Raw genomic sequence first — 26,623 nt, 5'->3', positions numbered from 1 at the left:
AAGGCAGACTGTACGAGGTAAATACCGTGAACGATCCGATGTGGGTTGAAACGATGATCATCACCGCCAGTTTCCTGGCGATCATGATGACCCTTGTGATGTCAGTGCTGTGGCTGGAGCGATACGAAGGCTAGTGACTACTGTCGCGACGAAAATCCACCAGTTCAGGGCGAGCGATTCGCAGGTAGTCGCTTGTGTTCAGAATAATTGACTTTTCCAGCAAACCCGCATTAAACGCAATTTCATCGAAACGCGAGAACAACAACGGATCGGCCACCAGTTTCAGTGACGGATGAAAACTGAAAGGGGGGATCGCGCCGAATTCACATGCCGTCAGCGCATCCACTTCCACCGGACTTGCCAGCGACGCTTTCAGCCCACCCAGATGTTGTGCCAGTCGTGCCAGGTCAGCCTGCTGATCAGCCGCCAGAATCGCCAGCACGTGCTGATTCACTCCGTTTCCCTTTACCTTACATACCAGCGCTTTTGCACCCTGTCCTAACGCGGTACCGCGGATTTCAGAAACCGCTTCACACTTCCCGACAGCCTCATGCGTTATCACACGAAACTGCGCGTTGCCGTTTTGCAGTATATTGAGGATTTGCTGATGGATATTGCGATCTTCAAGCCCTGTCACCTGTCTCTCCTTATGAAAAAACCTTACGGGGATACTCTACTGCAGGAGGAGGGAAGGAACAACATCGCTGCCTGGCATAAAGGCAGCGATGAAGGCGTTATTTTTCAGCACCCTGTTTCTGGAACAGTTCCCGGAAGACGGGGTAAATATCTTCCTGATCGCGGATGTGCTGCATGGCAAAGTTTTCGAACGTCGCCTGCAGATGTTCATACTCCCGCCACAGCGTCTGGTGTGCCCGACGGGTGATTTCGATGTAACTGTAATACCGCACCACTGGTAGCAGTTTTTTCGCCAGAATTTCGTGGCACAGAGGGGAGTCATCCGCCCAGTTATCGCCATCCGACGCCTGAGCTGCATAGATATTCCACTGTGCCGGATCGTAACGCTCTTTTACTACCTCATCCATCAACTTCAGGGCGCTCGAGACAATCGTCCCACCGGTTTCCTGCGAGTAGAAGAACTCATGCTCATCCACCTCTTTGGCCTGGGTGTGGTGGCGGATATAGACGACATCAACGTTTTTATAGGTCCGACTCAGGAACAGATAGAGCAGGATATAAAACCGTTTCGCCATATCTTTGGTGGCCTGATCCATCGATCCCGAGACGTCCATCAGGCAAAACATGACCGCCTGGCTGGACGGTTCCGGGCGTTTCTCGTAGTTCTTGTATCGCAGATCGAAGGTGTCGATAAACGGTACGCGTTCAATTTTTGCCCGCAGCTCGGCGATCTCTCTGCGCAGACGCTCCTCTTCAAGCAGTTGCGCTGGTTCGCTGTGACTGACGATATCAAGATTCGCTTCCAGCTCTCGCAGTTCCCGACGTTTACCCGCGGTCATTGCGGTACGACGGGCCAGTGAGTTCTGCAATGATCGCACCACGCTAATGTTCGCGGGCACGCCGTTGGAGGTAAACCCGGCCCGGTGCGTTTTGAACTCATTAAGCTGTTGTTGCTGGTTTTTCCTCAGGTTCGGCAGCGCCAGATCTTCGAACAACAAATCCAGGTATTCATCTTTCGAAATCTGAAAGACAAACTCGTCCTGACCTTCCCCGTCAGGACTGGCCTGACCCTGGCCGCCGCCGGAACCGCCACCGCCGCCTTGCGGGCGTTCGATGCGGTCATTCTGGACAAAATGGTCGTTGCCGGGATGAACGCGATGACGCAACCCGCCACGACCCTGATGAAACATCGGCTCGTTAATATCATCCGTTGGAATGGAAACGGACTCGCCGCTGTCAATGTCGGTCACCGACCGTTTGTTGATGGCCTCCGAGATCGACTGCTTGATTTGTGCTTTGTAACGGCGCAGGAAGCGCTGGCGGTTCACCGCGCTTTTGTTTTTACCGTTCAGGCGCCGGTCAATAAACCAGGTCATAGGCCCCCCGTACTGCTTTTGCCAACCATACGCAATCCTGGTAATGCCGGTTAGCGCTCCGCTTATCCGGCCTACCGGTGGTTGTATTTTGTAGGCCCGGACAGCGCAAGCGCCGCCGGACGTTACTGTTATGACGATTTACGTACGCGGAGATACCATTCGCAGAGCAGACGCACCTGCTTACGGGTATAGCCTTTCTCCATCATCCGGTCGACGAAATCATCGTGCTTTTTCTGCTCGTCGGTTGAGGTTTTGGCGTTGAACGAAATGACCGGCAACAGCTCTTCGGTATTTGAGAACATCTTCTTCTCAATGACCGTGCGGAGCTTCTCGTAGCTGGTCCAGTTCGGATTACGTCCATTGTTGTTCGCTCTGGCACGCAGTACAAAGTTGACTATCTCATTACGGAAGTCTTTTGGGTTGCTGATCCCGGCGGGCTTCTCGATTTTCTCCAGTTCCGCGTTCAGGGATTCACGGTCAAACAGCTGACCGGTATCCGGGTCGCGGTATTCCTGATCCTGGATCCAGAAGTCGGCGTACGTAACATAACGGTCGAAAATATTTTGTCCGTACTCGGAGTAGGATTCCAGGTAAGCGGTCTGGATCTCTTTGCCAATAAACTCAGCATATTTCGGGATCAGATAGCCTTTGAGGAATTCGAGATAGCGTTCCGCTTGCTCCTGCGGGAACTGCTCGCGTTCAATCTGCTGCTCCAGCACGTAGAACAGATGTACCGGGTTTGCCGCCACTTCCGTATGATCGAAGTTGAACACCCGGGAGAGGATTTTAAAGGCGAAACGCGTCGATAGCCCGTTCATCCCTTCATCCACCCCGGCGTAGTCACGATATTCCTGATAGGACTTGGCTTTCGGGTCAGTATCTTTCAGGCTTTCACCGTCATAAACGCGCATCTTCGAATAGATGCTTGAGTTTTCCGGCTCTTTCAGACGCGAAAGGATGGAGAAGCGCGACAGCGTTTCCAGCGTGCCAGGCGCACACGGCGCATGGGTCAGCTCACTATGGTTAAGCAGTTTCTCGTAGATTTTGATCTCTTCGGAAATCCGCAGGCAGTAGGGCACCTTGACGATATACACACGGTCAAGGAACGCCTCGTTGTTTTTGTTGTTACGGAAGGTCACCCACTCAGATTCGTTCGAGTGCGCGAGAATAATGCCGTTAAACGGCAGGGCAGAAATACCTTCCGTCCCGTTGTAGTTACCTTCCTGGGTGGCGGTCAGCAGCGGATGCAGCACCTTAATTGGCGCTTTAAACATCTCAACGAATTCCATGATCCCCTGGTTGGCGCGGCACAGGGCGCCGGAGTAACCATAGGCATCCGGGTCGTTTTGCGCATAATGTTCCAGTTTACGGATGTCGACTTTACCGACAAGCGCAGAGATATCCTGATTGTTTTCATCGCCGGGTTCTGTTTTGGCGATGGCAATTTGTTCAAGGATTGACGGTCTGACTTTCACTACACGGAATTTAGTGATGTCACCGCCAAATTCATGCAGCCGCTTCGCCGCCCACGGCGACATGATCGTACCGAGATAGCGACCTGGGATGCCGTATTCCTTCTCGAGGATCTGCGCATCTTCCTGTGGGTTAAACAGACAGAACGGATGATCGTTGACCGGACTACGTTCACCATTAGCGCTCAGCACATAAATCGGTACCCGCTGCATCAGCGATTTCAGCCGCTCGGCAAGCGAGGACTTACCACCGCCGACAGGCCCCAGCAGATAGAGGATTTGTTTCTTCTCCTCCAGCCCCTGAGCGGCGTGCTTCAGGTAGGAGACAATTTGTTCGATGGCTTCTTCCATGCCATAGAACTCTTCAAACGCCGGGTAACGTGCGATGACCCGGTTCGAAAAGAGACGGGATAGCCGTGGTTCCTGAGCAGTATCGACCATGACAGGCTCACCGATAGCCATCAATAGCCGTTCTGCCGCGTTGGCATAGGCACTGCGATCTTGCCGGCATACGGTAAGAAATTCCTGCAGTGTGAACTCTTCGTCCTTGGCAGCTTCATAGCGCTGGCGATAGTGATCGAATATATTCATGGCATGCCGTCCTTTCGTTTTTTAGCACAGGTTAAGAGCCGTTCGTATGAATAATGGAGGCTCCCGGAAGAGGTAAGCACAACGCCGTTCACTGATGATCCAGCAACCCTTGTGCCAGGTTGCTGGTACGCCCAGCTTAACGTGCCCGGCAATTACACCTTCTGAAATTAAGCGTAGATGGCATTTGCGAAACTTGCATGGTGCCAAAAATTAATTTCAATGACATATCAATGACTCATCCGAAAATAGTTACTGGTTATTAACACGATATGGCCAGCATTCATCTGCGGTTCATCGAACGGTCAAAAGAGTGTCATCTTTAAATGCCACTTTAAGCAGTTTATTAATATAAATGAAAGTAAAAGAATTGAGCTCAGAAGGCCAGACGGTTACACTTTTTTGCCGCTTAGAATTAGACAACAGGATAATGGATTGTGACTAAACTAAAACTTTTAGCGCTGGGCGTTCTCATCGCAACCTCTGCCACTGCTGCGCAAGCTGAAGGAAAATTCACGCTGGGTGCTGGTGTAGGTATCGTTGAACACCCTTACAAACAATATGATGCCGATGTCTACCCGGTTCCGGTTGTTACCTATGAAGGCGATAACTTCTGGTTCCGTGGCCTGGGGGGGGGTTACTACCTGTGGAATGACACCAGCGACAAGCTGTCTGTTACCGCTTACTGGGCGCCTCAATACTTCAAGCCTGGTGACAGCGATAATAACCAGATGCGTAAACTGGATCGCCGTCAGTCCACCATGATGGCTGGTCTTTCTTACGTTCATAACACCGAATACGGTTTCCTGCGCACCACGCTCGCTGGCGATACGCTCGACAAGAGCAACGGTATTACCTGGGATGTGGCCTGGCTTTACCGCTATACCAACGGCGCGTTCACCCTGACACCGGGCATTGGTGTTGAGTGGGCAAGCGACAATCAGAACGAATACTACTATGGTGTTACGCAGCGTGAATCACGTAAGAGTGGCATGCGCAGCTATGACCCGGACAGCAGCTGGAACCCGTATCTGGAACTGTCGGCGAACTACAATTTCCTCGGCGACTGGAGCGTTTACGGTCTTGCTCGTTACACCCGTTTGTCTGATGAAATTACTGACAGCCCGATGGTGGATAAATCCTGGAGCGGACTCATCTCTACCGGGATCACGTACTCCTTCTGATGTTGCACATTTATTGTGCATATTGTGCATCAAAACAGGGCGCTTGCGCCCTGTTTGCTTTTTTATGGTGCGGGCTACCAGGCGTACTGCACCCGGAACGTCCAGTTGTCCACATCGGGTGTGGTATAGGCCCGGTGATCAACGGTCCTCGACCATGAGACCATGCCGCCAAAATGGGGCGTCAGCATGAAGCCGAGCGAGGTGCCAAGCGATGTGCTCTGCTGCTGGTTGTTCTGCACATCGCTATTGACGGTCGTTTCTCCGCCACCTGCCCAGGTTCCGTCTGCTGAAACCCACAACGCCGGAGAGAAGGTATAGCTGATGTGCCCTTCGGCGGCATATTGCGGTCGCTGCGACAGCGTCTGATCGCCGTGATAATCGTTGTTGTCGGTATAGAAAGTGGCCCAGGTATTCAACTCAAACCAGAAGGGGCCCAGCGGGTAACCACTCGCCAGCTCGGGGCGAAACGCCCAGCGGTTGGCGCCGGTATTGATATTTTTATTCTTGTCATAACTGCCGGTGGGTACAGTCACCCAAAAGGCGGCCGTAATAAAAGGTTCAGGCGTCCATTGCCGGAATTCTTCTTTACTCAGCGCCGGGCCTCCCGTCAGATTATGCACAAAGACGATTTGTGTGTCGCCGAGGTTGCTGGCGCCTTTTGAGCCAGTCAGCCACTCAGCGTCATTCAGCGACGCCGAGACATTGGCATACGGCTGAATGATTTGTATCGCTGATAATCGCCCGTCAATGGCGAATGAGTGAGCATAACGCAGAATGAACAGGTCGGCGTCGGTATTTACGCCGTCAAAGGGCAGCGCGGTGTTGACGGCGGTTGAGGCATTAATGTTGCTGTAATAAGCAAAAAACATATCGAGGTCGGTCGGTAGCGCTTGCCAGTCACGCGCGTTGTCCGCAAGCGCCAGTGGCGAAAACAGGGCAGCAGAAAGCGTCAGCCAGCGAAGGGCAGTCCGTTTACGGGTCATGATAGATATTCCCAGTATCAGATAAATGATGACGCTCTGGTAAGGACGTTACCAGAGCGAATAGATTATGGTTTTGGCTCCACGGCAGGTGGTTGCCAGCGGTGCTGCAAAATATCCTGCTCAGGCCCATAGGCGCGGATCATTAACGAAAACGCGCCTTCTTGTGGTGTGGGCAGCCAGTTGGTTTCCCGGTCTTTGCCTGGCGAATCAGATTGCAGATAGAGCGTCAGCGAACCGTCGTCGTTATAGTGGAGGTCTTTGTTTCGTGTTCCCAGCGCATAACGATTGATGCGGTTCTCGACGAAAAAGTGTTGCGGGTTATAAACCGTCAGTGACCAGAACCCGGCAACCGGCGGTGTTTGCCCGGCGGGGAAGGTCAGGGTATAGCGCGATTTTCCGTTAAGCAGCGTACCGTTTTTGTCGAAGTCCTGTACGAAATACTGCGTCTCCTCGGGTTTATTGACGAAAATAAACGCACGGGCGGAGGCGGTACGGGTGAAGAAATCAAAACCAAACTGCGCGCCGTTAATGTTGGCGGTCCAGTAGTTCCCAGCCGGTCTTCCGGCCAGATGGAACGCCAGCAGCGGCTGAGTAAGCTCGCGTTCAGCGGTCTGCGTTGCTTCATCCATCAGTTGGCGGTAGCGCGGTGACTGATACAGCTCGAGTAACTGCTTCGCTTTGGCGTACTGCGCCTCTTCTCCTGCCAGTGGTCGCGCGTCGTTTAGCACCGACGGCAGTAGCTTCCAGAAGTTTTCCGGCGTTACCCAGCGGGTTTCGCCTTCCGTTTTATGTTCAGCAGGATACTGCCTGAGAGCGCCCCAGTCGCGTGGTTGCGGTTTACCAGTGTAGTTTGCGAGCGGGTAAAGATTGATGCCGGAGATCAGCGATTTCACCGCCTTTTTATCCTCAGGCGTATCGGCCTGGAATATCCGCGGGATCAGCACCGATGTGTTACTGGTAGAGCGAAATACTTGCTTGATCCCCGGCGGGACGGTGCCCTTCCAGTCAGGGCCAACCAGTAAATAGAATCCCGGGCTGGTGCCATACTGTCTGCCGAGGCTGGCAAAGCTATCGGTACGCAGATCAACGGCCTGGAAAACCCAGAAGCGACTGCCAAAGTCAGGAACTTGTACCACCATTGGCGATTTATCCAGCGCCAGCGCGGCAAAACCGTACACGACGTCCTGATTCGGGCATGCTACCTGGCGCTCATCGGGTTTGATGTAATCGTCCAACATAGAGAGCGCGTTCGGTGGACCGACCGGAATAGTACCACCAAGTAAACCCGCTTCAGGCAAATGGCTGAAGGCCAGACGGCGTTGATAGATATTGATCATCGGCCAGGCCCACATCCAGGTATCTTTCACTGCCAGATTAAGCCAGTCAGCGCTGACATTCATGCTTTCTACTGTCGCGGTGGCGGCATTTGTACTGGTTGACGCGCTGGCACTAAAACCCGACGACAGCAATACCATGCTCATTGCGAGTGCGATCCGTTTTGTTTTCATCTGCTTTCCCTCAGAACTGGTTTTCATTGACAGGTGTTACCGCTGGTGGGAAACGATCCCCTGCAGCGACGTCGGGTTCAGGGACGTAAGCCCGGAAGGTAAAAGCGAATGCCTGGTTGGTCGAGGAGGGCAGCCAGTTACTTTCAGGGAAGTGCTTCGGCGGGCGAGGGCCAATGACAATATCCAGAGATCCATCACTGTTCTTTTTCAGGCCGGAGTAATTGTTGAAGTTGTAGCGCTTAAGCGGATTTGGAATAACCTGGTAATCCGGAATGCTGACCATGATGATGGACCAGAATGCTTTTGCCATCGTCTCTGGTAATGCCGTCGCCGGGAAATGCAGACGATAAAAACCGTTGCCATTCAGCGACTGACCGTTGCTGTCTTTCGTTGCCAGGTAATAGACGGCTTCACCCGGGCTGTTAGCCCAGATCCCAAGCAAATTAATGGCGGTACGCATACGGTAGTCGGTCCCGTAATGACCGTTATAGCCGCGACCTTCTTTATGGCCACCAAGCCAGTTGTTTTTCCAGGTGGCGATACCGGTGTGCGCTTCCTGCATGAATGCCGGAATAACATGTTGGGTAAGCGCGTTGTCTGTCTGCTGGCGGTACTGGCTGTTGGTATGTACTTTTTGTGCAATATCGCGAACGCTTTGCTGCACCCCGGCAGCGACCGGTGTGTAATCGGGCGCGCTTTGCAGGATTGCTTCTGCATTATCAAACAACGCCACACCTGGCAGCTTGTCATTGGTAAACTCAGGGATCGCTGGTGGCTGTGTAATATGAGGTGTTCCGGTGATAGTCAGCGTGACAGCGCGTTGAAGTTTTGTCGCCTCCTCAGGCGAATCTTTCAGCTCAAAACGCCCCAATAGCTTGGCTTTATTAGACGGCAAAATGACAGGGATAGCGCCTGCGGGTAATTTAACATTACTGTGGGCGGTCACTAAAGCAAATATACCGGATGGATGATTCGGATAGACTCTACTATTTATATTAGTAATGTTGTCTCCCCATTCATTTAATAATTGAATGGTGTAATAACGATCTTTAATTTCCGGCACGGAGACAAGTGCGGCTGAGTTGTCATCAATTGCAATCCAGGATTCAAGATAGGCAACATCAAAGTTTGGATTAACGAATGCCGTATCACTGGCTAAATTATGGTATTTAATAACATTATAATTCATTCCGGGTTCGCGCATATCGGTATTTTCCTGACGAATAATTAATGCGCGCCCGAGTAGATAACTCCAGGCGTTATAGAGCTGGTTCTCATCGGCAGGTGCTTGTGCTTGTGCTGCTGAGGTCAACGACATCACACTGATAAGTAGCGAAACAACAAATAATCGAATTGAATTCATATCCACACCTTTGTACGTCTGTGTTATCTGTTGCTACACGACAGGGTGATGAACAGACAACGCAGTGCTACGAACAGGACATAAGGAAGAAACTACGGTTCCCGTATAATTACAATTACCACTAATATCTGTTTAATAAGCGATGCCTGATGTCGACATGCTGAGGGAATAATACATAAATGACGGGCTTTAGAAAGTGCGAAGACAGGAAAAAATAAACGGAGAATGGTTTATATTTTGGAAGTGGAAAAAGGCTCGCAATTTTACGTTATTGCAGAAATATTCATACACGGTTTTAAAAAGACATAATGTTGTTAAGGAATGGCTTAATGAAAATGGCCAGTGCGTAAATTCATCCGGCCATTTGCTGCAATTAGCGATTGACCTGAATGGTCTGTGTCAGACGCGTTGGTTTGTCTTCCTGTGCTTTCTGGGTCTTGCTTGCGCAGGCGGTTTCCACACAGACGAATGTTTTGTAGCCATCATCCGGCATGTCACCCATGCTCACGGAAAGCGCAGGTCCCGGATTCCAGCCGACAACGTCGCTGTTGTGGCCATGGATGACATTGATACGACGTGCCAGCGCGTTGTCATGGATAACGCTGCAACCTTCGGCATTCATATACACACGGTCGGTACGATCCGGAAAAGTCTGCACGCCGTTAGTGAGCACGTCTTCTTTGGCGTTGTTGACCTTGTCGATGAAGCGATCGCCCAGCCCCGTGACCTTCACCGCCGCGATGTCACCGACGTTGAAATAGGTATGCAGGGCAGAGGTAGTTTCGAAATCACCGTGTGCTTCCAGCTCAATCTCACAGGTTTTACCCAGCTTGAAACGCGCATAAAGCGTGAATTCATTCGGCCAGAATTTGCGGGTAGCGTCGCTGCTCTGTAGTTCAAAGGTCAGCACCACACCGTTATCGTCTTCATTGTGGGCTTTCAGCGTCCACGGCAGATTACGGGCGAAGCCGTGTGCCGGCAGACCCTGTTGCGCTGCCGGGCCAAACCATGGCCAGCAAATGGGCACACCGCCACGTAAAGCGACGCCATTTTTGAACGGTGTATTGTTGCTGAGCCACAGGACGTCTTGTTCACCAGCCGGTTTCCAGGAGAGCAGATGCGCGCCCTGTAACGCCAGAGAAGCTTTAACCTGTGGGTGATCGACAACGACAAGCTCCAGCTCATCAAGCTGGCGACGAGAAAGGACAGGGGTAAGCTGTTCAACAACCGGGAGAGCAAAAATTTTATTAATCATGGTGCAATCCTTCGTTAAGCCACAAAAAAGAAAAAGGCGACCGAAGTCGCCTTTATTGATCAGTTTCTCATCTCAACTTATTTGGAGATGTGAGCGATCAGATCCAGAACTTTGTTGGAGTAACCGGTTTCGTTGTCGTACCAGGAAACCAGTTTCACAAAGTTGTCGTTCAGTGCGATACCGGCTTTGGCATCGAACACGGAAGTGCAAACTTCGCCGTTGAAATCGGTAGAAACAACGTCGTCTTCGGTGTAACCCAGAACGCCTTTCATCGGGCCTTCAGAAGCGGCTTTGATGGCTTTCTTGATATCTTCGTAGGAAGCTGCTTTTTCCAGACGAACAGTCAGGTCAACAACGGATACGTTCGGAGTCGGAACGCGGAACGCCATACCAGTCAGTTTGCCGTTCAGTTCCGGCAGTACTTTACCTACTGCTTTAGCAGCACCGGTAGAGGACGGGATGATGTTCTGAGCCGCGCCACGGCCGCCGCGCCAGTCTTTGTGAGACGGGCCATCAACGGTTTTCTGGGTTGCAGTGGTCGCGTGAACGGTGGTCATCAGACCTTCGATGATGCCGAAGTTGTCGTTGATGACTTTAGCCAGTGGTGCCAGGCAGTTGGTGGTGCAGGATGCGTTGGAAACGATGTCCTGGCCAGCATATTTGTCAAAGTTAGCACCGCGTACGAACATCGGGGTGTTGTCTTTGGACGGGCCAGTCAGAACGACTTTTTTCGCGCCAGCGGTGATGTGTTTACGTGCGGTTTCGTCGGTCAGGAAGATACCGGTTGCTTCAGCAACAACGTCAACACCGACTTCGTTCCACTTCAGGTTAGCCGGATCGCGTTCAGCGGTAACACGGATTTTTTTACCGTTTACGATCAGATGACCGTCTTTCACTTCAACGGTCCCGTCGAAACGGCCGTGAGTGGAGTCATATTTCAGCATGTAAGCCATGTAGTCAGCGTCTAACAGGTCGTTGATTGCTACGATCTCGATGTCAGAACGTTTCTGAGCAGCACGGAAAACAATGCGACCGATACGGCCAAAACCGTTGATACCTACTTTGATAGTCATATATTCCACCAGCTATTTGTTAGTGAATAAAAGGTTGCCTGTAAAATTACAAAAACCTTACGCAGCGTCAAGCGGAATCGTGTCAATCATTGCGACAAATCAATCCTCTGAATAACCTTTGAACGACTGACTCGCCTCACTCTTCCTATGAGCTTGCAACCATATGGGGGCTGCGCCCGGAATTTTAAAGGGCCAGCGAGATAAAAATGTGAACTTCCTCACAATTACCCGGCTGCGCATTGGCTCCGTGTAAGTTTAGAACAAAAGTCTACGCCTCAGTGTTAATGTTTTGTTAGAATCGGACGAGTGTAATATCGGATTCAACCGCGAGATGTGAGCCCATGGCGAATCAAAAAACCCCGGAAGAACTGAAAAAAGACCTGAGTGAAATGCAGTTCTACGTGACACAGAATCACGGTACAGAACCGCCTTTTACCGGGCAACTCCTGCATAACAAACGTGATGGCGTTTATCATTGCCTGGTGTGCGATGCACCGCTGTTTACTTCGCAAAGCAAATATGATTCGGGCTGCGGCTGGCCGAGCTTTTACGAGCCTGTCAGCAACGAGGCGATTCGCTATCTGAACGATTACTCGCACGGTATGCAGCGCATTGAAATCCGTTGCGGCAATTGCGATGCCCACCTCGGTCACGTTTTCCCGGACGGCCCGCAACCCACTGGCGAACGCTATTGTGTTAATTCAGCCTCGCTGAGCTTCAGCGACGACGAAAATGGCGACAAAATAAAAGGCTGAAAAAACGATTCAGCAAATTATTCCACAGGAGCGGAAAACGTAATGAATGTTGATGAAATGATCAGCGCTATGACGCCGGAGATTTATCAGCGTCTGGTGACAGCGGTAGAGCTCGGAAAATGGCCGGATGGCGTGGCGCTGACGCCAGAGCAGAAAGAGAACAGTCTGCAACTGGTGATGCTCTGGCAGGCGCGGCATAACACCGATGCGCAACACATGACCATCGACACACAGGGTCAGATGGTGATGAAGAGCAAGCAACAACTGAAAGAAGATTTTGGCATCGCGCCGAAGTCCATCGCCACCCTTAAAATGCAGTAAGTTGTTTATCTGTCGGGCAGGCTTCGTACCCGCCCGACAGACCCTCGCTTAGTGTTTGATCCCTAAAGACGTCGCCAGCTGCTTCGCCAGTTGGTTATTATCGTCTGCGCCATATTCCCAGAACATCGCGCCGCCTAAGCCTTTCTCTTTGATGTACTGCGCCTTGAGATCCACAGAGCGCGGATTCTCATACGACAGTGCGAACAACGGCTCGCCGCTGGCAGATTTTATTGACAGCCACGGAACTTTGGCCTGATCATCCCAGTGCTCGGTAAAGCGTTTTTGCGGATCGTTAATCAGCTTGCTGACAATATCGTTGTACTTCACATACGTGTCTTTATCGAGGTGGTAGCCGAGCGAGCTGAACAACGCTTTTTCCGCTTCACCAAAGTAGGGTTTGGTGACCGGATTATTCTGCGCGTCAGCTTTTGTCCAGTCGATGCCTGGCTCAACGGCGCGTTTAGGCACCCGCCCATAAAACCCAATCCCCAGATTCATCTGTTCAGGTCTGAGCCCTGCCGCCAGGTAGTTATTAACCACGAAATCGGCGCTGTATTTGTCGGCTGCGGCGACCGTTGGCCAGTTGCCTGAGTCATACAGGTTCGAGTTGAAGTACTGCGTGCCATACGCCATGTCGTAGGTCATCAGGTTGATGTAGTTCAGCACCGGTGCAATGGCTTTCACATCGACCCAGCTTTTCGGACTTTCCGCATTCGCGCCAACCGCGATGGTCACCAGTTTTTTATCGCCCAGCGTCTGACGCAGTTCCTTCAGCAGGGCAGTAAAGTTATCACGATCCGCAGGTTGCTTATCCACCAGACCCCAGGCGCCATTCACCGGATACTCCCAGTCAAGGTCGATGCCATCAAGCCCATAGCGGTCCATCACCTCCTGAACGGAGCGAATGAACGTCGCGCGACTTTCTTTGTTATCGGCGGCGCCGGAGAACCCACGCGCACCCCAGCCACCCACGGACAGCAGGACTTTCAGATCCGGATTCTGTTTGCGTAATTCAGGGATCTTTTGCAGATCAGCCTGTACTTTCGGTGACAACCATAACTGATGCAGCTTATTCGGATCTTTCAGCGCGTCGTTAGTTTCGTCTTTCTCATTGTTGTAAATCAGGCCGAACGAATAGTTGAGATGAGTGATCTGGCGAACATCGAGCTTATCGATATCGCCGCCAGGACCGGCAGTGACGTCGCCGCCACCATTAAAATAACCAACGGAAATCAGGGGGGCAGCAAAGGCATGGGAAGCGCAGAGCAGGGGTAATGCTGCCAGCAATGGCAAAAGTTTCATACTGTTTCCTCTTTGACAATATTTTAAAAACCAACACGCCACGGAAATGGCGTGGCGAAAAAAACAACGGGATCAGATTAGCAACGAAGCGGCAACAAAACTGCGAGTGAGATTCAACTTATGGTCATTATGTGGAAAATGCCCGGCGGGAGGTGCCGGGCAGGGGGATCAGGCGTGGGTTTCCTGCCAGTCAGAGAGCGTATACAGCGTGGCACCTTCAGCCGCCATATCCATAAACGCCTGTGCGCTGTCTTGCGGCTGGATATTCACACCGCGGCAACCATCGGTGATTACGCTGACCGTGTAGCCCAGTTGCAGCGCGTCCAGCACGGTAAACTTCACGCAATAGTCTGTCGCCAGTCCCATCACGATCAGCTCTGTGATTTCGTGATGGCGAAGCCAGACGTCAAGGCCGGTTTTTTGCCGGTGGCCGTTGTCAAAAAACGCGCTGTAACTGTCAATTTGCGGGTTTTCGCCTTTATGAAACACCGCGTCGATCGCTTTTTGTTTCAGCAACGGATGAAGCGCAGCGCCTTCGCTCTCCTGTACACAGTGATCAGGCCACCAGGTTTGCGCTAAGCCGTCCAGCTCACCCTGGGTATAGGGTTCAGCGTCATGCTGACTGGCAAAACTGCCGTGGTCCGCCGGGTGCCAGTCCTGGCTGGCGACAATCGCTTCACCACGTGCTTTACACCAGTCAATCAGGGTGTTGGCGATGTCTACTGTGCTGTCGCCTTCCGGCACCGCCAGCGCGCCGCCGGCGCAGAAATCATTTTGTAAATCGACAAGTAATAATGCCCGGTTTTTCATCAATACTCCTCAGTCGTCCGGCGTCAGCTCACCGCGCAGGTTCTGCTGCATGGCGTCCCGGATCGCCGGAGCTGCCAGATGTTGACTTAACAGATAGTGAAGTTTAGTCAGCGTCGCCTCAACGGTCATATCAAACCCGCTGATCACGCCAGCCTGCGCCAGTGCGTTGCCGGTAGCGTAACCGCCCATATTCACTTTACCGGACATACACTGCGTCAGATTCACTACCACAATGCCTCGCTGGCTGGCCTGCGCCAGCTCCTGCAAAAACTCACGGTTTTGTGGTGCATTGCCCACGCCGTAAGAGCGCAGGATCAACGCTTTCACCGGCTGACGAAGGAAGTTTCGTACCACGTCAGCGGAAATTCCCGGATAAATCGTCACCACGCCAATCGGCTGCGGCGTAATTGGATGAACGATCAGCGCTCCGCTGCCGTGCGGGGCGGGCGGCGTACCAAGACGGCGGATATGAATACCCGCTTCCAGTAGCGCGGGCAGGTTAGGCGAGGCGAAAGCGTTGAAGCCGTCGGCATGCGCTTTGGTGGTACGGTTGCCGCGATAGAGACAATTATTGAAAAACAGCGTTACTTCGTTGATCGGATAATTCGCCGCCACATACAGCGCATTTAGCAGGTTGATTTGCCCGTCAGAGCGCAATTCAGCAAGCGGAATTTGTGACCCTGTCACAATTACCGGTTTACCCAGATTCTCCAGCATAAATGACAGCGCAGAGGCGGTGAACGCCATGGTGTCGGTGCCATGCAGGATCACAAAGCCGTCGTACTCGTCGTAATGGTGTCTGATGTCATCGGCGATATGTTGCCAGTCCTCCGGCGTCATGTCCGATGAATCCATCAGCGGGGCGTATTCGTGAATAGTGAAATCCGGCATTTCAGGACGGTGGAATTCAGGCATCAGCGCCAGTTGACGCTGTAAATGACCGGAAACGGGAATGTAACCCTGCTCAGATCGTTGCATACCAATGGTACCGCCGGTATAAGCAACGTAAATCGATTTTTTTTGCATGGTATCAGGCTATTACGTAAAGAAAATCCCCTCCATCAGGAGGGGATACCGGTTACTTAATATTGGCGCAGGTAAGGCAAAATGCATAGCGGTTTTGTGGATCGTTAAACGCGGCGAGTTTATCTGTCTCCGCTTTTACGGTGCTGGCGGCCGTCACGACCGGTGCCGGGAAATACGCCTGCAGAACCTGCGGTAGCGCGGCGCGAACTGAAGCACCGAGGTTATCCATTAATCGGCTGAACAAGCTCGGTTCTTCCTGATAGTAATCGACGTGCCACGTTTTCACTTTGGCGAGTGACGCCGCTTTCGCCACTGCATCGTCAAAGTCGCCGAGGCTGTCGACCAGACCGTTAGCTTTCGCATCCTGCCCGGTCCAGACATGCCCCTGAGCGATTTTGTCGATCTGTTCCGGTGTGCTCTTACGGGCCTGCGCCACCAGCGAGATAAAGCGCTGATAACCGTTTTCAATGCTCAGTTGCATCATCTGCTGCACTTCCGGCGGCAGCGTTTTGGTCAGCGATACATCTGCCAGTGGTGATGTCGCCACTCCATCGGTGTGAACACCTATCGAATCCAGCGAGTTTTCAACCGTGTTGATGACGCCAAAGATACCGATAGAGCCGGTCAGCGTGCTGGCGTTCGCCACAATGTAATTCGCCGGGGTGGAGATCCAGTAACCGCCGGACGCCGCCATGCCACCCATCGAAACCACCACCGGTTTGCCGGCCGCTCTGGCTGCCGCCAGTTCCGAACGGATCACTTCTGATGCCGTCACGCTGCCGCCTGGGCTGTTCACCCGCAGGACAATCGCTTTCACTTTCGGATCGAGTCGCGCATCGCGGATTTGCGCGGCAGTGGTATCGCCGCCGACATTGCCCGGCGTCTCCTGACCATCCATGATCGCGCCATTAGCAAAGACCACAGCGATGCTGTCGCCCGCGTCAGACGGGGTATTCAGGGAGTAATCGTAATAGCTGACGGCACGGTAGTTTTTTTCTTCCGCATTCCAGCCAAACTGCTTCGACAGTGCTTTTTCCACCTCGGCGCTGGAGGCCAGTTGATCGACCAGCTTGCTATCCAGCGCATACTGCGCCGTGTCACCGCCGGTTTTGCGCAAGCCGTCTAACAGTCCCTGCGCGCCTGGGAACACCTGTTGTGGAGTGATTTCCCGGTTCGCGGCGATAGTGTTCAGGTAGTTCTGCCACAGCTCGCCAATCCAGCGGCTGTCCGCTTCACGGGCGGCCGGCGACATATCGTCACGGATGAACGGTTCGACGGCTGATTTATAGGTACCGACGCGGAACACATGGGTGGAGACTTTCAGCTTATCGAGCAGGGATTTGTAGTACAGGCCATTGGTGGCAAAACCGTGCAGATCCACCAGCCCCTGCGGAGAGAGGTAAATCTTGTTAGCAAAGCTTGCCAGATAGTACTGGCCCTGAGTGTAGTTATCACCAATGGCATAAACGGGTTTACCGCTGTCGCGGAATTCACGCAGCGCCTTACCGATGTACTGCATGGATGGTTGATCGCCGCCAGCAAAATCTTTGAGGTCGAGCACGATGCCGGTGATGTTGCGGTCATCCTTCGCCTGACGGATAGTCTGCACGATATCAAACAGCGAATTTTCCTGCAGGCGGTCGGAACTCGCGCCGAGGAACTGACGGCTGAGCGCGCCGAATTTACTGTTGGTGGAGGGTTTATCCACCACAACACCAGTAATATCCAGCAGCAGTGCGCCGCGCGATGCATGCTCAGAAGGGGTATTGCTGAACTGTGTCCAGATACCCACCACCACCAGCACCAGCAGGATAAAAAATAAATTCAGCACCAGCTCACGGATAAAATTGAGCAATCGCCATGTCCATCTAAAGAAACCGGCAATGATTCGCCAAAGGGTTCGCATGTATTCTCCCTGACCAGACAGATAAAGAGTGCGCTACTTCAGGCGTAACGTACGGGTATCCTAAAGTTACCGCCGTCGGTTGTCAGCAGGAATCGGTTCCCGCTCTGTAACTAAATCGCTAACCATGTTAATTTTGTGAAATATTATCCCACAGGAGCACGCCAAATGGATGCACTTGAACTACTGGTAAACCGTCGCAGCGCTTCTCGCCTGACAGAGCCTGCACCGGCAGGTGAGCAACTGGAAAATATTCTTCGCGCAGGTATGCGCGCGCCGGATCACGGAACGTTACAGCCCTGGCAGTTCTTCATTATTGAAGGCGACGGTCGCGAGCGTTTCAGCCAGTTGCTGGCTAACGGCGCAATTCAGGCCGGAGAAGATGAAAAAGCGGTCGATAAAGCGCGCAATGCGCCGTTTCGCGCGCCGCTGATTATCGCCGTTGTGGCGAAATGCCAGCAGCACCACAAGGTGCCGCAATGGGAGCAGGAGATGTCTGCCGGCTGTGCGGTGATGGCAATGCAGATGGCGGCCGTCGCTCAGGGGTTTAACGGCATCTGGCGCAGTGGCGCGCTGACCGACAATCCGCTGGTTCGCGACGGTTTTCACTGTCGCGCGGAGGATAAAATCGTCGGTTTCCTCTACCTGGGCACCCCGCAACTGAAAGCCTCTACCACAGTATCGGTGCCCGACACGTCACCGTTCGTGGTTCGTTTCTGATGTTTACCCGCCCGGTGCGCATCGTGTTACCGGGCCGATCCCTTCATTTTTTCCACCCATAATGCGCGCTTAATGAGCAACAGTGCGCGAAATCAGACAGCAGCACTTATCACGCCACGCGTTGAGCGGTACCATAGCCGGATTGCAATGACAGGAGATGTCCATGAGCGAGCAAGCCATTCGTTTAACGCAATACAGCCACGGAGCCGGTTGCGGTTGTAAAATTTCCCCCAAAGTGCTGGAAACCATTCTGCATAGTGAACAGGCGAAGTTTATCGACCCGAACCTGCTTGTCGGTAACGAGACCCGCGACGACGCGGCGGTCTACGATCTGGGGAACGGCACGTCAGTGATTAGTACCACCGATTTCTTCATGCCGATTGTCGATAATCCGTTCGATTTTGGTCGCATCGCGGCCACTAACGCCATCAGCGATATTTTTGCGATGGGCGGTAAGCCGATCATGGCGATAGCCATTCTGGGCTGGCCCGTTGAGAAGCTGTCGCCGGAGATCGCCCGCGAAGTGATTGAGGGCGGGCGTTTTGCCTGTCAGCAGGCGGGTATTGCGCTGGCGGGCGGCCACTCCATTGACGCGCCGGAACCAATTTTTGGTCTCGCCGTCACCGGGATTGTCCCAACTGAGCGGGTGAAGAAAAACAGCACCGCACAGGCGGGTTGTAAGCTGTTTCTCACCAAACCGCTGGGCATCGGCGTCCTGACTACTGCTGAGAAAAAATCACTCCTCAAGCCAGAGCATCAGGGGCTGGCGACGGAAGTAATGTGCCAGATGAACCTTGCCGGCGCAGCGTTTGCCAACATCGATGGTGTGAAAGCGATGACCGATGTCACCGGTTTTGGTCTGCTGGGCCATCTCAGCGAAATGTGCCAGGGGGCAGGAGTACAGGCGCAAATTCGTTTTGCCGATGTGCCGAAACTGCCGGGCGTGGAAGAGTACATCGCCAAAGGTGCGGTTCCGGGCGGCACCGGGCGAAACTTTGCCAGCTACGGTCATCTGATGGGCGAAATGCCGGACGAGTGGCGTTCGCTGTTGTGCGATCCGCAAACCTCTGGTGGTCTGCTGCTGGCGGTACTGCCTGAAGCGGAAGCTGAAACAAAAGCCGCAGCGGCGCAATTCGGTGTGACGCTGACCGAAATCGGTGAGCTTATCACGGCGCGCGGCGGTCGGCCGATGATCGAGATCCGTTAAGTCGATGCGTCTGTTCATCGCGGAAAAGCCGAGTCTGGGTCGTGCCATTGCGGACGTGCTGCCAAAGCCGCACCGTAAAGGGGACGGTTATATCGAGTGCGGCAACGGGCAGGTGGTCACCTGGTGTATTGGTCACCTGCTGGAGCAGGCGCAACCGGATGTTTATGACAGCCGTTATGCTCGCTGGAACCTGATGGATTTGCCGATCGTTCCGGAAAAGTGGCAGCTACAGCCGCGCCCGTCGGTCACCAAACAGCTTAATGTCATCAAACGATTCCTTCACGAAGCCACCGAAGTCATCCACGCGGGTGACCCGGATCGAGAAGGACAGTTGCTGGTCGATGAGGTACTGGATTACCTGCAACTTTCGGCGGAGAAGCGCCAGCAGGTGCAGCGCTGCCTGATTAACGATCTCAACCCACAGGCGGTTGAGCGGGCGATTTCTCGCCTGCGCGCCAACAGCGAGTTTATTCCACTGTGCGTGTCAGCGCTGGCCCGCGCCCGCGCTGACTGGCTGTACGGCATCAACATGACACGTGCCTATACGCTGCTCGGGCGCAACGCGGGTTATCAGGGCGTGCTGTCAGTGGGGCGCGTTCAGACCCCGGTGCTGGGGCTGGTGGTCCGGCGTGATGAAGAAATTGAAAATTTCGTCGCCAAAGATTTTTTCGAAGTGAAAGCGCATATCGTCACCCCCAAAGACGAGCGCTTTACCGCGACCTGGCAGCCGAGTGAAGCCTGCGAACCGTATCAGGATGAAGAAGGGCGCCTGCTGCACCGTCCGCTGGCGGAGCATGTGGTGGCGCGCATTTCCGGGCAACCAGCGATAGTCACCGCGTATAACGACAAGCGCGAGTCGGAACCGGCGCCGCTGCCGTTTTCACTTTCCGCCCTGCAGATTGAAGCGGCAAAACGCTTCGCCCTGAGTGCACAGAACGTGCTCGATATCTGCCAGAAGCTGTACGAAACTCACAAACTGATTACCTACCCGCGTTCCGACTGCCGCTATCTGCCGGAAGAGCATTTTGCCGGTCGTCAGGCGGTGATGAATGCGATTAGCGTTCATGCGCCTGAACTGCTGCCACAACCTGCAGTCGATCCCGATACCCGCAATCGTTGCTGGGACGACAAAAAAGTGGATGCCCACCATGCGATTATCCCTACCGCCCGTAGTACGGCGGTCCGTCTCAGCGAAAACGAAGCCAGGGTTTATGGCCTGATTGCACGCCAGTATCTGATGCAATTCTGCGCCGATGCGGTGTACCGGAAATGTCAGATTGACCTCGATATCGCCAACGGCAAGTTTATCGCCAAAGCGCGTTTTCTTGCCGAAGCGGGCTGGCGGACGTTGCTGGGTGCGAAAGAGCGCGACGAAGAAAACGACGGTACGCCGTTACCTGTCGTGGCGAAAGGCGATGAGTTGCTTTGCGAGAAAGGGGAAGTGGTGGAGCGTCAGACCCAGCCGCCGCGCCATTTCACTGACGCGACGCTGCTCTCAGCCATGACCGGTATCGCCCGCTTTGTGCAGGACAAAGAACTGAAAAAGATCCTTCGCGCAACTGACGGTCTGGGCACCGAAGCCACCCGCGCCGGGATCATCGAACTATTGTTTAAGCGCGGGTTCTTAACCAAAAAAGGGCGCTATATCCATTCGACCGATCCTGGCAGGGCACTAATCCACTCGTTGCCGGAGCTGGCCTCGCGACCGGACATGACCGCGCACTGGGAGTCGGTGCTGACGCAAATCAGCGAAAAGCAGTGTCGCTATCAGGATTTTATGCATCCGCTGGTGGGCACGCTCAATGAGCTGATCCAGATGGCACGCAATACGCGTGTCAGTCAGTTCAGGGGGTTGGCGGCGCCGGGGGGTGAAAAGAAAAAAGGTCCTGCGAAGAAGCCCGGCAAGCGTAGTGCCGCCGGGCAAAAAAGCGCTTAAATCACACCCTGCGCCAGCATCGCGTCGGCAACTTTTACAAAGCCGGCGATGTTTGCGCCACGCACGTAGTGGGTCTGCTTGCCTTCACCGCCATACTCCACGCAGGCCTGATGAATATCCAGCATGATATGGTGCAAACGGGCGTCGACCTTCTCAGATTTCCAGCTCATTCGCGCGGCGTTCTGCGCCATCTCCAGTCCGGATGTCGCCACGCCGCCCGCGTTTGCCGCTTTACCCGGCGCAAAGAGCACACCGGCTTCGAGGAACAGATCGGTTGCGGCGATGGTCGTTGGCATGTTTGCGCCTTCCGCCACCACTTTCACACCGTTGGCGATAAGCTGTCGCGCGGCGTCAACATCCAGTTCGTTTTGCGTCGCACACGGCAGAGCCACATCTACCGGCACCGACCACGGCTGTTTGCCTTCCAGATAGGTCAGCCCAAACTCACGGGCATAATCCGCAACCCGGCCATCGCGGCTGGTTTTGATTTCGCAAAGGCGCGCCAGTTTTTCCTCAGTAAACCCGGCTTCATCCACCACCGTGCCGCTGGAATCTGATGCGGTCACCACGCGGGCGCCGAAAGCCATGGCTTTTTCGATGGCATATTGCGCCACGTTACCGGAGCCGGAGACGGCGACGCGCATCCCTTCCAGATCAAGTCCGTGGCGTTTCAGCATGGCGTTGGTGAAGTAGATCAGTCCATAACCCGTTGCTTCCGGGCGGATCAGGCTGCCGCCGAACGACAATCCTTTGCCGGTAAACACACAGGCGGTGTTGTTGGACAATTTTTTCATCATTCCGGCCATAAAGCCGACTTCACGCGCGCCAACGCCGATGTCACCAGCCGGGACGTCGGTATCCGCACCCAGATGACGATACAGTTCGGTCATCAGGGCCTGGCAGAAACGCATAATTTCACCTTCGCTCTTGCCTTTCGGATCGAAATCGCTGCCGCCTTTCCCCCCGCCCATCGGCAGTGTGGTAAGGGCGTTCTTAAAGGTTTGCTCAAAGCCGAGGAATTTCAGGATCGAGAGGTTAACTGACGGATGAAAACGCATGCCGCCTTTAAACGGACCGATAGCAGAGCTGAACTGGACGCGCCATGCACGGTTAACCTGCACCTGATTGCGGTCATCAACCCAGACAACGCGAAACTGGATCACGCGCTCCGGCTCTACCAGTCGCTCAAGCAATGACAACTGGCGATAGCGCGGGTTCTGTTCAAGAAAAGGCCAAAGGGTGGACATCACTTCTCTTACCGCTTGCGCGAACTCGTGTTGCTGTGGGTCGCGCTGTTGAACGTGTGAGAGAAAAGTCTCCAGAGATGCTATCTGTTCCATAGACGGTTAAACCTCATTTGATTGTGAATCGTTTAGTAGTGTTGTATTTGCTTTACTTATAATTATCAGGACAGCGATTTTCGAATATACCACTGGCAACGCAGCGGCTGACAAGGAAAATTCTGCCCGATGGTAAAATTCATAATTTGCGGCAGGTCATAACTAAATGCGATGGTGAGTCAAATTTAAGGAAGTCAGAATATCTGCCGATAATCCGGTGATGAGGTGTTATCAGGACGAGAAATGATGAAACATATTGTGATGATCGCGTTGTTGGCAGTTGTTGTGTCAGGCGCGCAGGCGCAAGAGCGCTACCGCCCGGATGTGGAAGTGAATGTGCCACCCGAGGTATTCAGTTCAGGCGGACAACGTACTCAGCCGTGCGCGCAATGCTGCGTCTATCAGGATCAAAATTACTCTGAAGGGGCGGTAATCAAAGCGGAGGGCGTGATGCTGCAGTGTCAGCGCGATGAGAAGACCCTCAGCACTAATCCCCTGGTCTGGCGGCGAGTAAAGCCATAAACGCTTCCGACTGTGTTTCCCCGGCTTCGACTTTACCGCCGGTAAACCAATGATTGCAGCGACAACATCAATCGTTTTAAGCATATGAATCAACACTCTCGTTAAGGTGATGCCATACTATCGTTTCCTTTGTGATGACTAAAGCACACCAGGAGTTTGCAGGTGAAAAATGATTCGCCATGGGTGGCACCACTGCAACAGCTTCCCGTCAGTCTGAAACCCATCGCTGCTATGCAACAAAAACACTATGGCGCGGTGCTGAACCCCACCCGCTGGTGGGGACGTATGCCACGGCTGTTCTGGCTGGTGGCGCTGTTTGTCGGTTTTCTTGAGCGCCGCCGTTCGCCACTGGTCCCGGAATTGCGGGCGCTGCTGATGACTCGTATTTCGCAGGTTTGCCATTGCGATTTCTGCATTGATGCCAATAGCTTGCGGCTGGCGGAGCGCAGCGGCGCGATGGACAAAGTGCTGGCGGTCGCCAACTGGCGGGATTCGGCGCTGTTTACGCAGCAGGAGCGGGTAGCGCTGGCCTATGCGGATGCGGTCACCGCAACGCCGCCACAAGTCGATGAAGCCCTGAAAGCAGAATTGTCGGCGTATTTCAGTGCCGAAGCGATAAGCGAAATGACGGCGCTGATTGCGTTTCAGAATCTCTCCGCGCGCTTTAATGCCGCGCTGGCGATCCCGTCGCAGGGGTTGTGTCAGCGTCCGGGAAAATCTGATGCTTGACCGTCACCTGCATCCGCGTGTGAAACCGTGGCTTAATACGCTCGCGACACGGCTCGATAATCCCGGCGTCACGCCAGACGGTATCACGCTCGTCGGCTTTGCGATTGGTTTGCTGGCGCTGCCGTTTCTGGCGCTGGGCTGGTACTGGGCCGCATTGGGCGTGATCATCCTGAACCGCCTGTGTGACGGGCTGGATGGTGCGCTGGCGCGGCGGCGTGGGCTGACAGACGCTGGTGGCTTTCTTGATATCGCTCTCGATTTTCTGTTCTACGCTCTGGTGCCATTTGGCTTTATTCTTGCCGACCCGGCGCAAAACGCGCTGGCTGGGAGCTGGCTGCTGTTCGCGTTTATCGGCACTGGCAGTAGTTTTCTGGCGTTCGCGACACTGGCGGCAAAACATCAGATCGATAATCCGGGCTATGCGCACAAGTCATTTTATTATCTGGGTGGTTTAACGGAGGGCAGCGAAACGATCGCGTTGTTTATGCTGAGCTGTCTGTTCCCGGTGTGGTTCCCGGTGATGGCATGGATTTTTGGCGGCCTGTGCTGGCTGACGACACTGACCCGTGTGTGGAGCGGGTATGTGACCCTGAAACAGTTATAAGCCCGGCAGACGCGTCGCCGGGCATCAGTGGATTACAGAGTGCTGTCCGGCCCGCGTTCACCGCGAGCGACCGGGTTTTTCGGGTTCTGGCTCCATTCATACCAGCCGCCGTCGTACACCGACACCTTCGGCCAGCCCATTGCCCGCGCATACATGAAGGTTTCCGACGCACGCCAGCCAGTGCCGCAATAGAAAGCCACCTGTTGTTCTGGGAGAATATTCCAGCTTTTCCACATCGCAGCGATGTCGTCCGCGGACCGCATGGTGCCGTCCGGGTTATGGAAATCTTCCATGTGGGTCGAATCGCTTCCGGCATGGCCCCAGCGGGCGCCCGCGATTTCCCCTTTCGGTTTGATATAGCTGTAACCGCTGGTCACCCCGGTAAACTCGGGCCATGAACGAATGCTGACCAGCGAGGCGTCCTGACGATGCAGCAAGGCGCGCGCCTGTTCCATATTGAGCATTAATTGTGGCTGACCGGGAATCGGCGCGCCAAAATCCGGCGCTGGCGTCGCTTTTGACGGCATGCCTCGCTCGACCGGCAGGCTGGCGTCAGACCAGGTTTTCCAGCCGCCGTCCAGCAGACGGACATCTTTCACCCCGGCATAAAGCATGATCTGCGCCACGCGCGCGGCGGCATATACATCGCGCCCGTAGAGAACCACCGTGGTGTCGTGACGAATGCCGTGCTTCGCCAGCATCGCTTTTAGCTGCTCATCGGAGACTTTATTCCACAGCGGTTCGCTTTCCACTTCGTTGGTATCAATATAGCCCGCCCCCGGAATGTGGCTTATCAGGAAATATTTCGGTGCGCCCCAGCCCGCTTCAAACACTTTCCAGTCACCCGTCGGTGCCGCTGTCACTGGTTTTCCCTGCTGCAGATCATGCAGCCACTGCGGGTACACCAGCTGTTCAAAATGCGGCAATTTTTGCAGGCGTGCCGGGTCGTTCAGCGCATCGCTGAGGGTGTTGATCTGAGTAAATCCGGCTTTTTTCAGCCGCGCGAAGACTGAGTGAACGTCTTCATCACTGCCGTACAGCGCCAGCGCAGTGTCAGCGTGCAACTGATGCTGTTTCGCCCAGTCACGAAGTTGTTCGTCGCTCATCGCGGAAAGCCAGCGTGCGGCGAGATTACGCGCGGCAGGTTCGTGGCCCTGAGGCCCGTTCAGCGTCTGCGGCCAGCCATTATAGAACGCGCTCGGGCGTGTATCGATCGCCACGCCGTGATGTTGCTGAAGCTGTGAGAAAGTAAGAGACGTCGCCATTTCAGCGGCAAAGGAAGGGGAAGAAGAGGCAAGCCCGATAATCAGGGCCAGCGCGGTCAGTTGAGAAACACGTTTCATCGAAATGCCCGTCGTTGTGGATAAATTGAAGCGCCATTCTGCGACCCCGGAATGAGAAAAACGTTGCGCAAACGCAGCTTATTGCCAGTTTTCCAGCAACATACAGCGACCGTTCACAGGAATGTCGGCGACATCATGCGTCACCAGCACTACCGGAATTGCCAGCCGCGCCAGTTCGGCAAACACCCACTGGCGAAAGCTCTCGCGCAAGGAAACATCAAGGCGACTGAAGGGTTCATCCAGCAGCAGTGCGGCGGGTTGCGCCAGCAGGGCCCGCAACAGACTGACACGCGCCCGTTGCCCGCCGGAGAGCGTCGCCGGGTCGCGCTGATAAAACCCGGCGAGTTCCGCCTGTTCCAGTGCCGCTTCCACACAGGCTTTTCGCTGCGTGCCTTTAATTATTGCAGGCAGCGCCAGCAGAAGATTTTGCCCGACACTGAAATGATCGAACAACAGCGCATCCTGAAACAAAATGCCGATTTCCCGCCCCTGCGTCGGCAATGTGTCACGGCGGCGATCATTCAGCCACAGCTCGCCATGCGCCTGAAACGCGGCAGGGAGCGCACCCACCATCCAGGCGAACAACGACGATTTCCCGCTGCCGGAAGCCCCCATCAACGTCACGATTTCGCCAGGCGCAACGCTGAAATCGACATTACGTAGCAGC

General features: G+C 54.0%; 25 protein-coding genes. 10 read left to right on the top strand and 15 right to left on the bottom strand.

Going from position 1 to position 26,623, the window contains the following annotated elements:
- Positions 1–26 precede the first annotated feature (26 nt).
- Positions 27–134, top strand: coding sequence for a small membrane protein YoaI (yoaI, locus tag GTGU_RS26510; RefSeq protein WP_235501648.1), 108 nt, complete (start codon positions 27–29; stop codon positions 132–134).
- On the opposite strand, the gene GTGU_RS04040 is transcribed toward yoaI, so the two are convergent.
- The 3 genes from GTGU_RS04040 to yeaG all read right to left on the bottom strand — a co-directional run bounded on the left by GTGU_RS04040 (position 131) and on the right by yeaG (position 4,075).
- Complete coding sequence (locus GTGU_RS04040; protein ID WP_425427396.1) at positions 131–613, bottom strand: YbaK/prolyl-tRNA synthetase associated domain-containing protein; 483 nt, start codon at positions 611–613, stop codon at positions 131–133. The two genes, yoaI and GTGU_RS04040, sit on opposite strands and share 4 nt — an antisense overlap.
- A 121-nt stretch (positions 614–734) precedes the next feature.
- Entirely contained in the window at positions 735–2,012 is a 1,278-nt protein-coding gene (locus tag GTGU_RS04035; RefSeq protein WP_038154411.1) for a YeaH/YhbH family protein, read from the bottom strand.
- Between the two features lie 128 nt (positions 2,013–2,140).
- The gene (gene yeaG / locus GTGU_RS04030) at positions 2,141–4,075 is read right to left on the bottom strand and encodes a protein kinase YeaG (protein ID WP_038154410.1); all 1,935 of its coding nucleotides are present in this window, start codon (positions 4,073–4,075) and stop codon (positions 2,141–2,143) included.
- A gap of 434 nt (positions 4,076–4,509) precedes the next feature.
- On the opposite strand from yeaG, the gene GTGU_RS04025 reads away from it, so the two are divergent.
- Positions 4,510–5,256 carry a MipA/OmpV family protein gene (locus GTGU_RS04025; protein ID WP_038154409.1) on the top strand — a complete coding sequence of 249 codons (747 nt, stop codon included), beginning with the start codon at positions 4,510–4,512 and terminating at the stop codon, positions 5,254–5,256.
- Between the two features lie 74 nt (positions 5,257–5,330).
- Here the strand turns inward: GTGU_RS04025 and GTGU_RS04020 are convergent, their stop codons facing one another.
- The 5 genes from GTGU_RS04020 to gapA all read right to left on the bottom strand — a co-directional run bounded on the left by GTGU_RS04020 (position 5,331) and on the right by gapA (position 11,438).
- Positions 5,331–6,239, bottom strand: a complete 909-nt coding sequence (locus GTGU_RS04020; protein ID WP_038154407.1) for a transporter — start codon at positions 6,237–6,239, stop codon at positions 5,331–5,333.
- Between the two features lie 65 nt (positions 6,240–6,304).
- On the bottom strand, positions 6,305–7,747 hold the full coding sequence (locus GTGU_RS04015) for a DUF1254 domain-containing protein (protein WP_038154466.1): 1,443 nt from the start codon (positions 7,745–7,747) through the stop codon (positions 6,305–6,307).
- 10 nt (positions 7,748–7,757) lie between these two features.
- On the bottom strand, positions 7,758–9,110 hold the full coding sequence (locus GTGU_RS04010) for a DUF1214 domain-containing protein (RefSeq protein WP_038154405.1): 1,353 nt from the start codon (positions 9,108–9,110) through the stop codon (positions 7,758–7,760).
- Between the two features lie 373 nt (positions 9,111–9,483).
- Entirely contained in the window at positions 9,484–10,365 is an 882-nt protein-coding gene (locus tag GTGU_RS04005) for a D-hexose-6-phosphate mutarotase (protein ID WP_038154404.1), read from the bottom strand.
- A 77-nt stretch (positions 10,366–10,442) separates the two neighbouring features.
- Positions 10,443–11,438, bottom strand: coding sequence for a glyceraldehyde-3-phosphate dehydrogenase (gene gapA, locus GTGU_RS04000; protein WP_038154402.1), 996 nt, complete (start codon positions 11,436–11,438; stop codon positions 10,443–10,445).
- A gap of 341 nt (positions 11,439–11,779) precedes the next feature.
- On the opposite strand from gapA, the gene msrB reads away from it, so the two are divergent.
- Positions 11,780–12,193, top strand: a complete 414-nt coding sequence (gene msrB, locus GTGU_RS03995; RefSeq protein ID WP_038154401.1) for a peptide-methionine (R)-S-oxide reductase MsrB — start codon at positions 11,780–11,782, stop codon at positions 12,191–12,193.
- Positions 12,194–12,235: 42 nt separating this feature from the next.
- Positions 12,236–12,514 carry a YeaC family protein gene (locus GTGU_RS03990; protein WP_038154399.1) on the top strand — a complete coding sequence of 93 codons (279 nt, stop codon included), beginning with the start codon at positions 12,236–12,238 and terminating at the stop codon, positions 12,512–12,514.
- Positions 12,515–12,562: 48 nt separating this feature from the next.
- On the opposite strand, the gene chiD is transcribed toward GTGU_RS03990, so the two are convergent.
- From chiD to sppA, 4 genes are all read right to left on the bottom strand, one after another.
- Entirely contained in the window at positions 12,563–13,816 is a 1,254-nt protein-coding gene (chiD, locus tag GTGU_RS03985; RefSeq protein WP_038154398.1) for a chitinase ChiD, read from the bottom strand.
- 168 nt (positions 13,817–13,984) lie between these two features.
- Positions 13,985–14,626, bottom strand: coding sequence for a bifunctional nicotinamidase/pyrazinamidase (pncA, locus tag GTGU_RS03980; protein WP_038154396.1), 642 nt, complete (start codon positions 14,624–14,626; stop codon positions 13,985–13,987).
- A gap of 9 nt (positions 14,627–14,635) precedes the next feature.
- Positions 14,636–15,652, bottom strand: coding sequence for an asparaginase (gene ansA / locus GTGU_RS03975; protein WP_038154395.1), 1,017 nt, complete (start codon positions 15,650–15,652; stop codon positions 14,636–14,638).
- Positions 15,653–15,704: 52 nt separating this feature from the next.
- A complete protein-coding gene (gene sppA / locus GTGU_RS03970) occupies positions 15,705–17,558 on the bottom strand; it encodes a signal peptide peptidase SppA (protein WP_038154394.1) in 1,854 nt (617 codons plus the stop codon).
- A gap of 165 nt (positions 17,559–17,723) precedes the next feature.
- Between sppA and GTGU_RS03965 the strand changes: the two genes are divergently transcribed.
- The 3 genes from GTGU_RS03965 to GTGU_RS03955 all read left to right on the top strand — a co-directional run bounded on the left by GTGU_RS03965 (position 17,724) and on the right by GTGU_RS03955 (position 21,418).
- Entirely contained in the window at positions 17,724–18,275 is a 552-nt protein-coding gene (locus GTGU_RS03965; protein ID WP_038154393.1) for an NAD(P)H nitroreductase, read from the top strand.
- A gap of 163 nt (positions 18,276–18,438) precedes the next feature.
- Positions 18,439–19,482, top strand: coding sequence for a selenide, water dikinase SelD (gene selD / locus GTGU_RS03960; RefSeq protein ID WP_038154392.1), 1,044 nt, complete (start codon positions 18,439–18,441; stop codon positions 19,480–19,482).
- A 4-nt stretch (positions 19,483–19,486) separates the two neighbouring features.
- Positions 19,487–21,418, top strand: coding sequence for a DNA topoisomerase III (locus tag GTGU_RS03955; RefSeq protein WP_038154391.1), 1,932 nt, complete (start codon positions 19,487–19,489; stop codon positions 21,416–21,418).
- On the opposite strand, the gene gdhA is transcribed toward GTGU_RS03955, so the two are convergent.
- On the bottom strand, positions 21,415–22,758 hold the full coding sequence (gene gdhA / locus GTGU_RS03950) for an NADP-specific glutamate dehydrogenase (protein ID WP_038154390.1): 1,344 nt from the start codon (positions 22,756–22,758) through the stop codon (positions 21,415–21,417). The genes GTGU_RS03955 and gdhA overlap by 4 nt on opposite strands.
- A 258-nt stretch (positions 22,759–23,016) precedes the next feature.
- Here gdhA and GTGU_RS03945 point away from each other — a divergent pair, with 258 nt between their 5' ends.
- The 3 genes from GTGU_RS03945 (at position 23,017) to GTGU_RS03935 (ending at position 24,613) form a co-directional block, all read left to right on the top strand.
- The gene (locus tag GTGU_RS03945) at positions 23,017–23,280 is read left to right on the top strand and encodes a YnjH family protein (protein ID WP_156964051.1); all 264 of its coding nucleotides are present in this window, start codon (positions 23,017–23,019) and stop codon (positions 23,278–23,280) included.
- A 162-nt stretch (positions 23,281–23,442) separates the two neighbouring features.
- Positions 23,443–24,009: a carboxymuconolactone decarboxylase family protein gene (locus GTGU_RS03940; protein ID WP_038154388.1), complete on the top strand. Its 567-nt coding sequence runs from the start codon at positions 23,443–23,445 to the stop codon at positions 24,007–24,009.
- Positions 24,002–24,613: a CDP-alcohol phosphatidyltransferase family protein gene (locus tag GTGU_RS03935; RefSeq protein WP_038154387.1), complete on the top strand. Its 612-nt coding sequence runs from the start codon at positions 24,002–24,004 to the stop codon at positions 24,611–24,613. Before GTGU_RS03940 ends, GTGU_RS03935 begins: the two co-directional genes overlap by 8 nt.
- Positions 24,614–24,645: 32 nt before the next feature.
- Here GTGU_RS03935 and GTGU_RS03930 read toward each other — a convergent pair whose 3' ends face one another.
- The gene (locus GTGU_RS03930) at positions 24,646–25,956 is read right to left on the bottom strand and encodes a sulfurtransferase (RefSeq protein ID WP_038154386.1); all 1,311 of its coding nucleotides are present in this window, start codon (positions 25,954–25,956) and stop codon (positions 24,646–24,648) included.
- A gap of 78 nt (positions 25,957–26,034) precedes the next feature.
- Positions 26,035–26,622 carry an ATP-binding cassette domain-containing protein gene (locus GTGU_RS03925; protein WP_051857291.1) on the bottom strand — a complete coding sequence of 196 codons (588 nt, stop codon included), beginning with the start codon at positions 26,620–26,622 and terminating at the stop codon, positions 26,035–26,037.
- Position 26,623: the final 1 nt, after the last annotated feature.

Origin of the sequence: Trabulsiella guamensis ATCC 49490 (genome assembly GCF_000734965.1) — a bacterium.
Taxonomy (GTDB): Bacteria; Pseudomonadota; Gammaproteobacteria; order Enterobacterales; family Enterobacteriaceae; genus Trabulsiella; species Trabulsiella guamensis.
The sequence above is the reverse complement of the archived record's forward strand: the minus strand, read 5'-3'. Positions and strand labels throughout refer to the sequence as shown.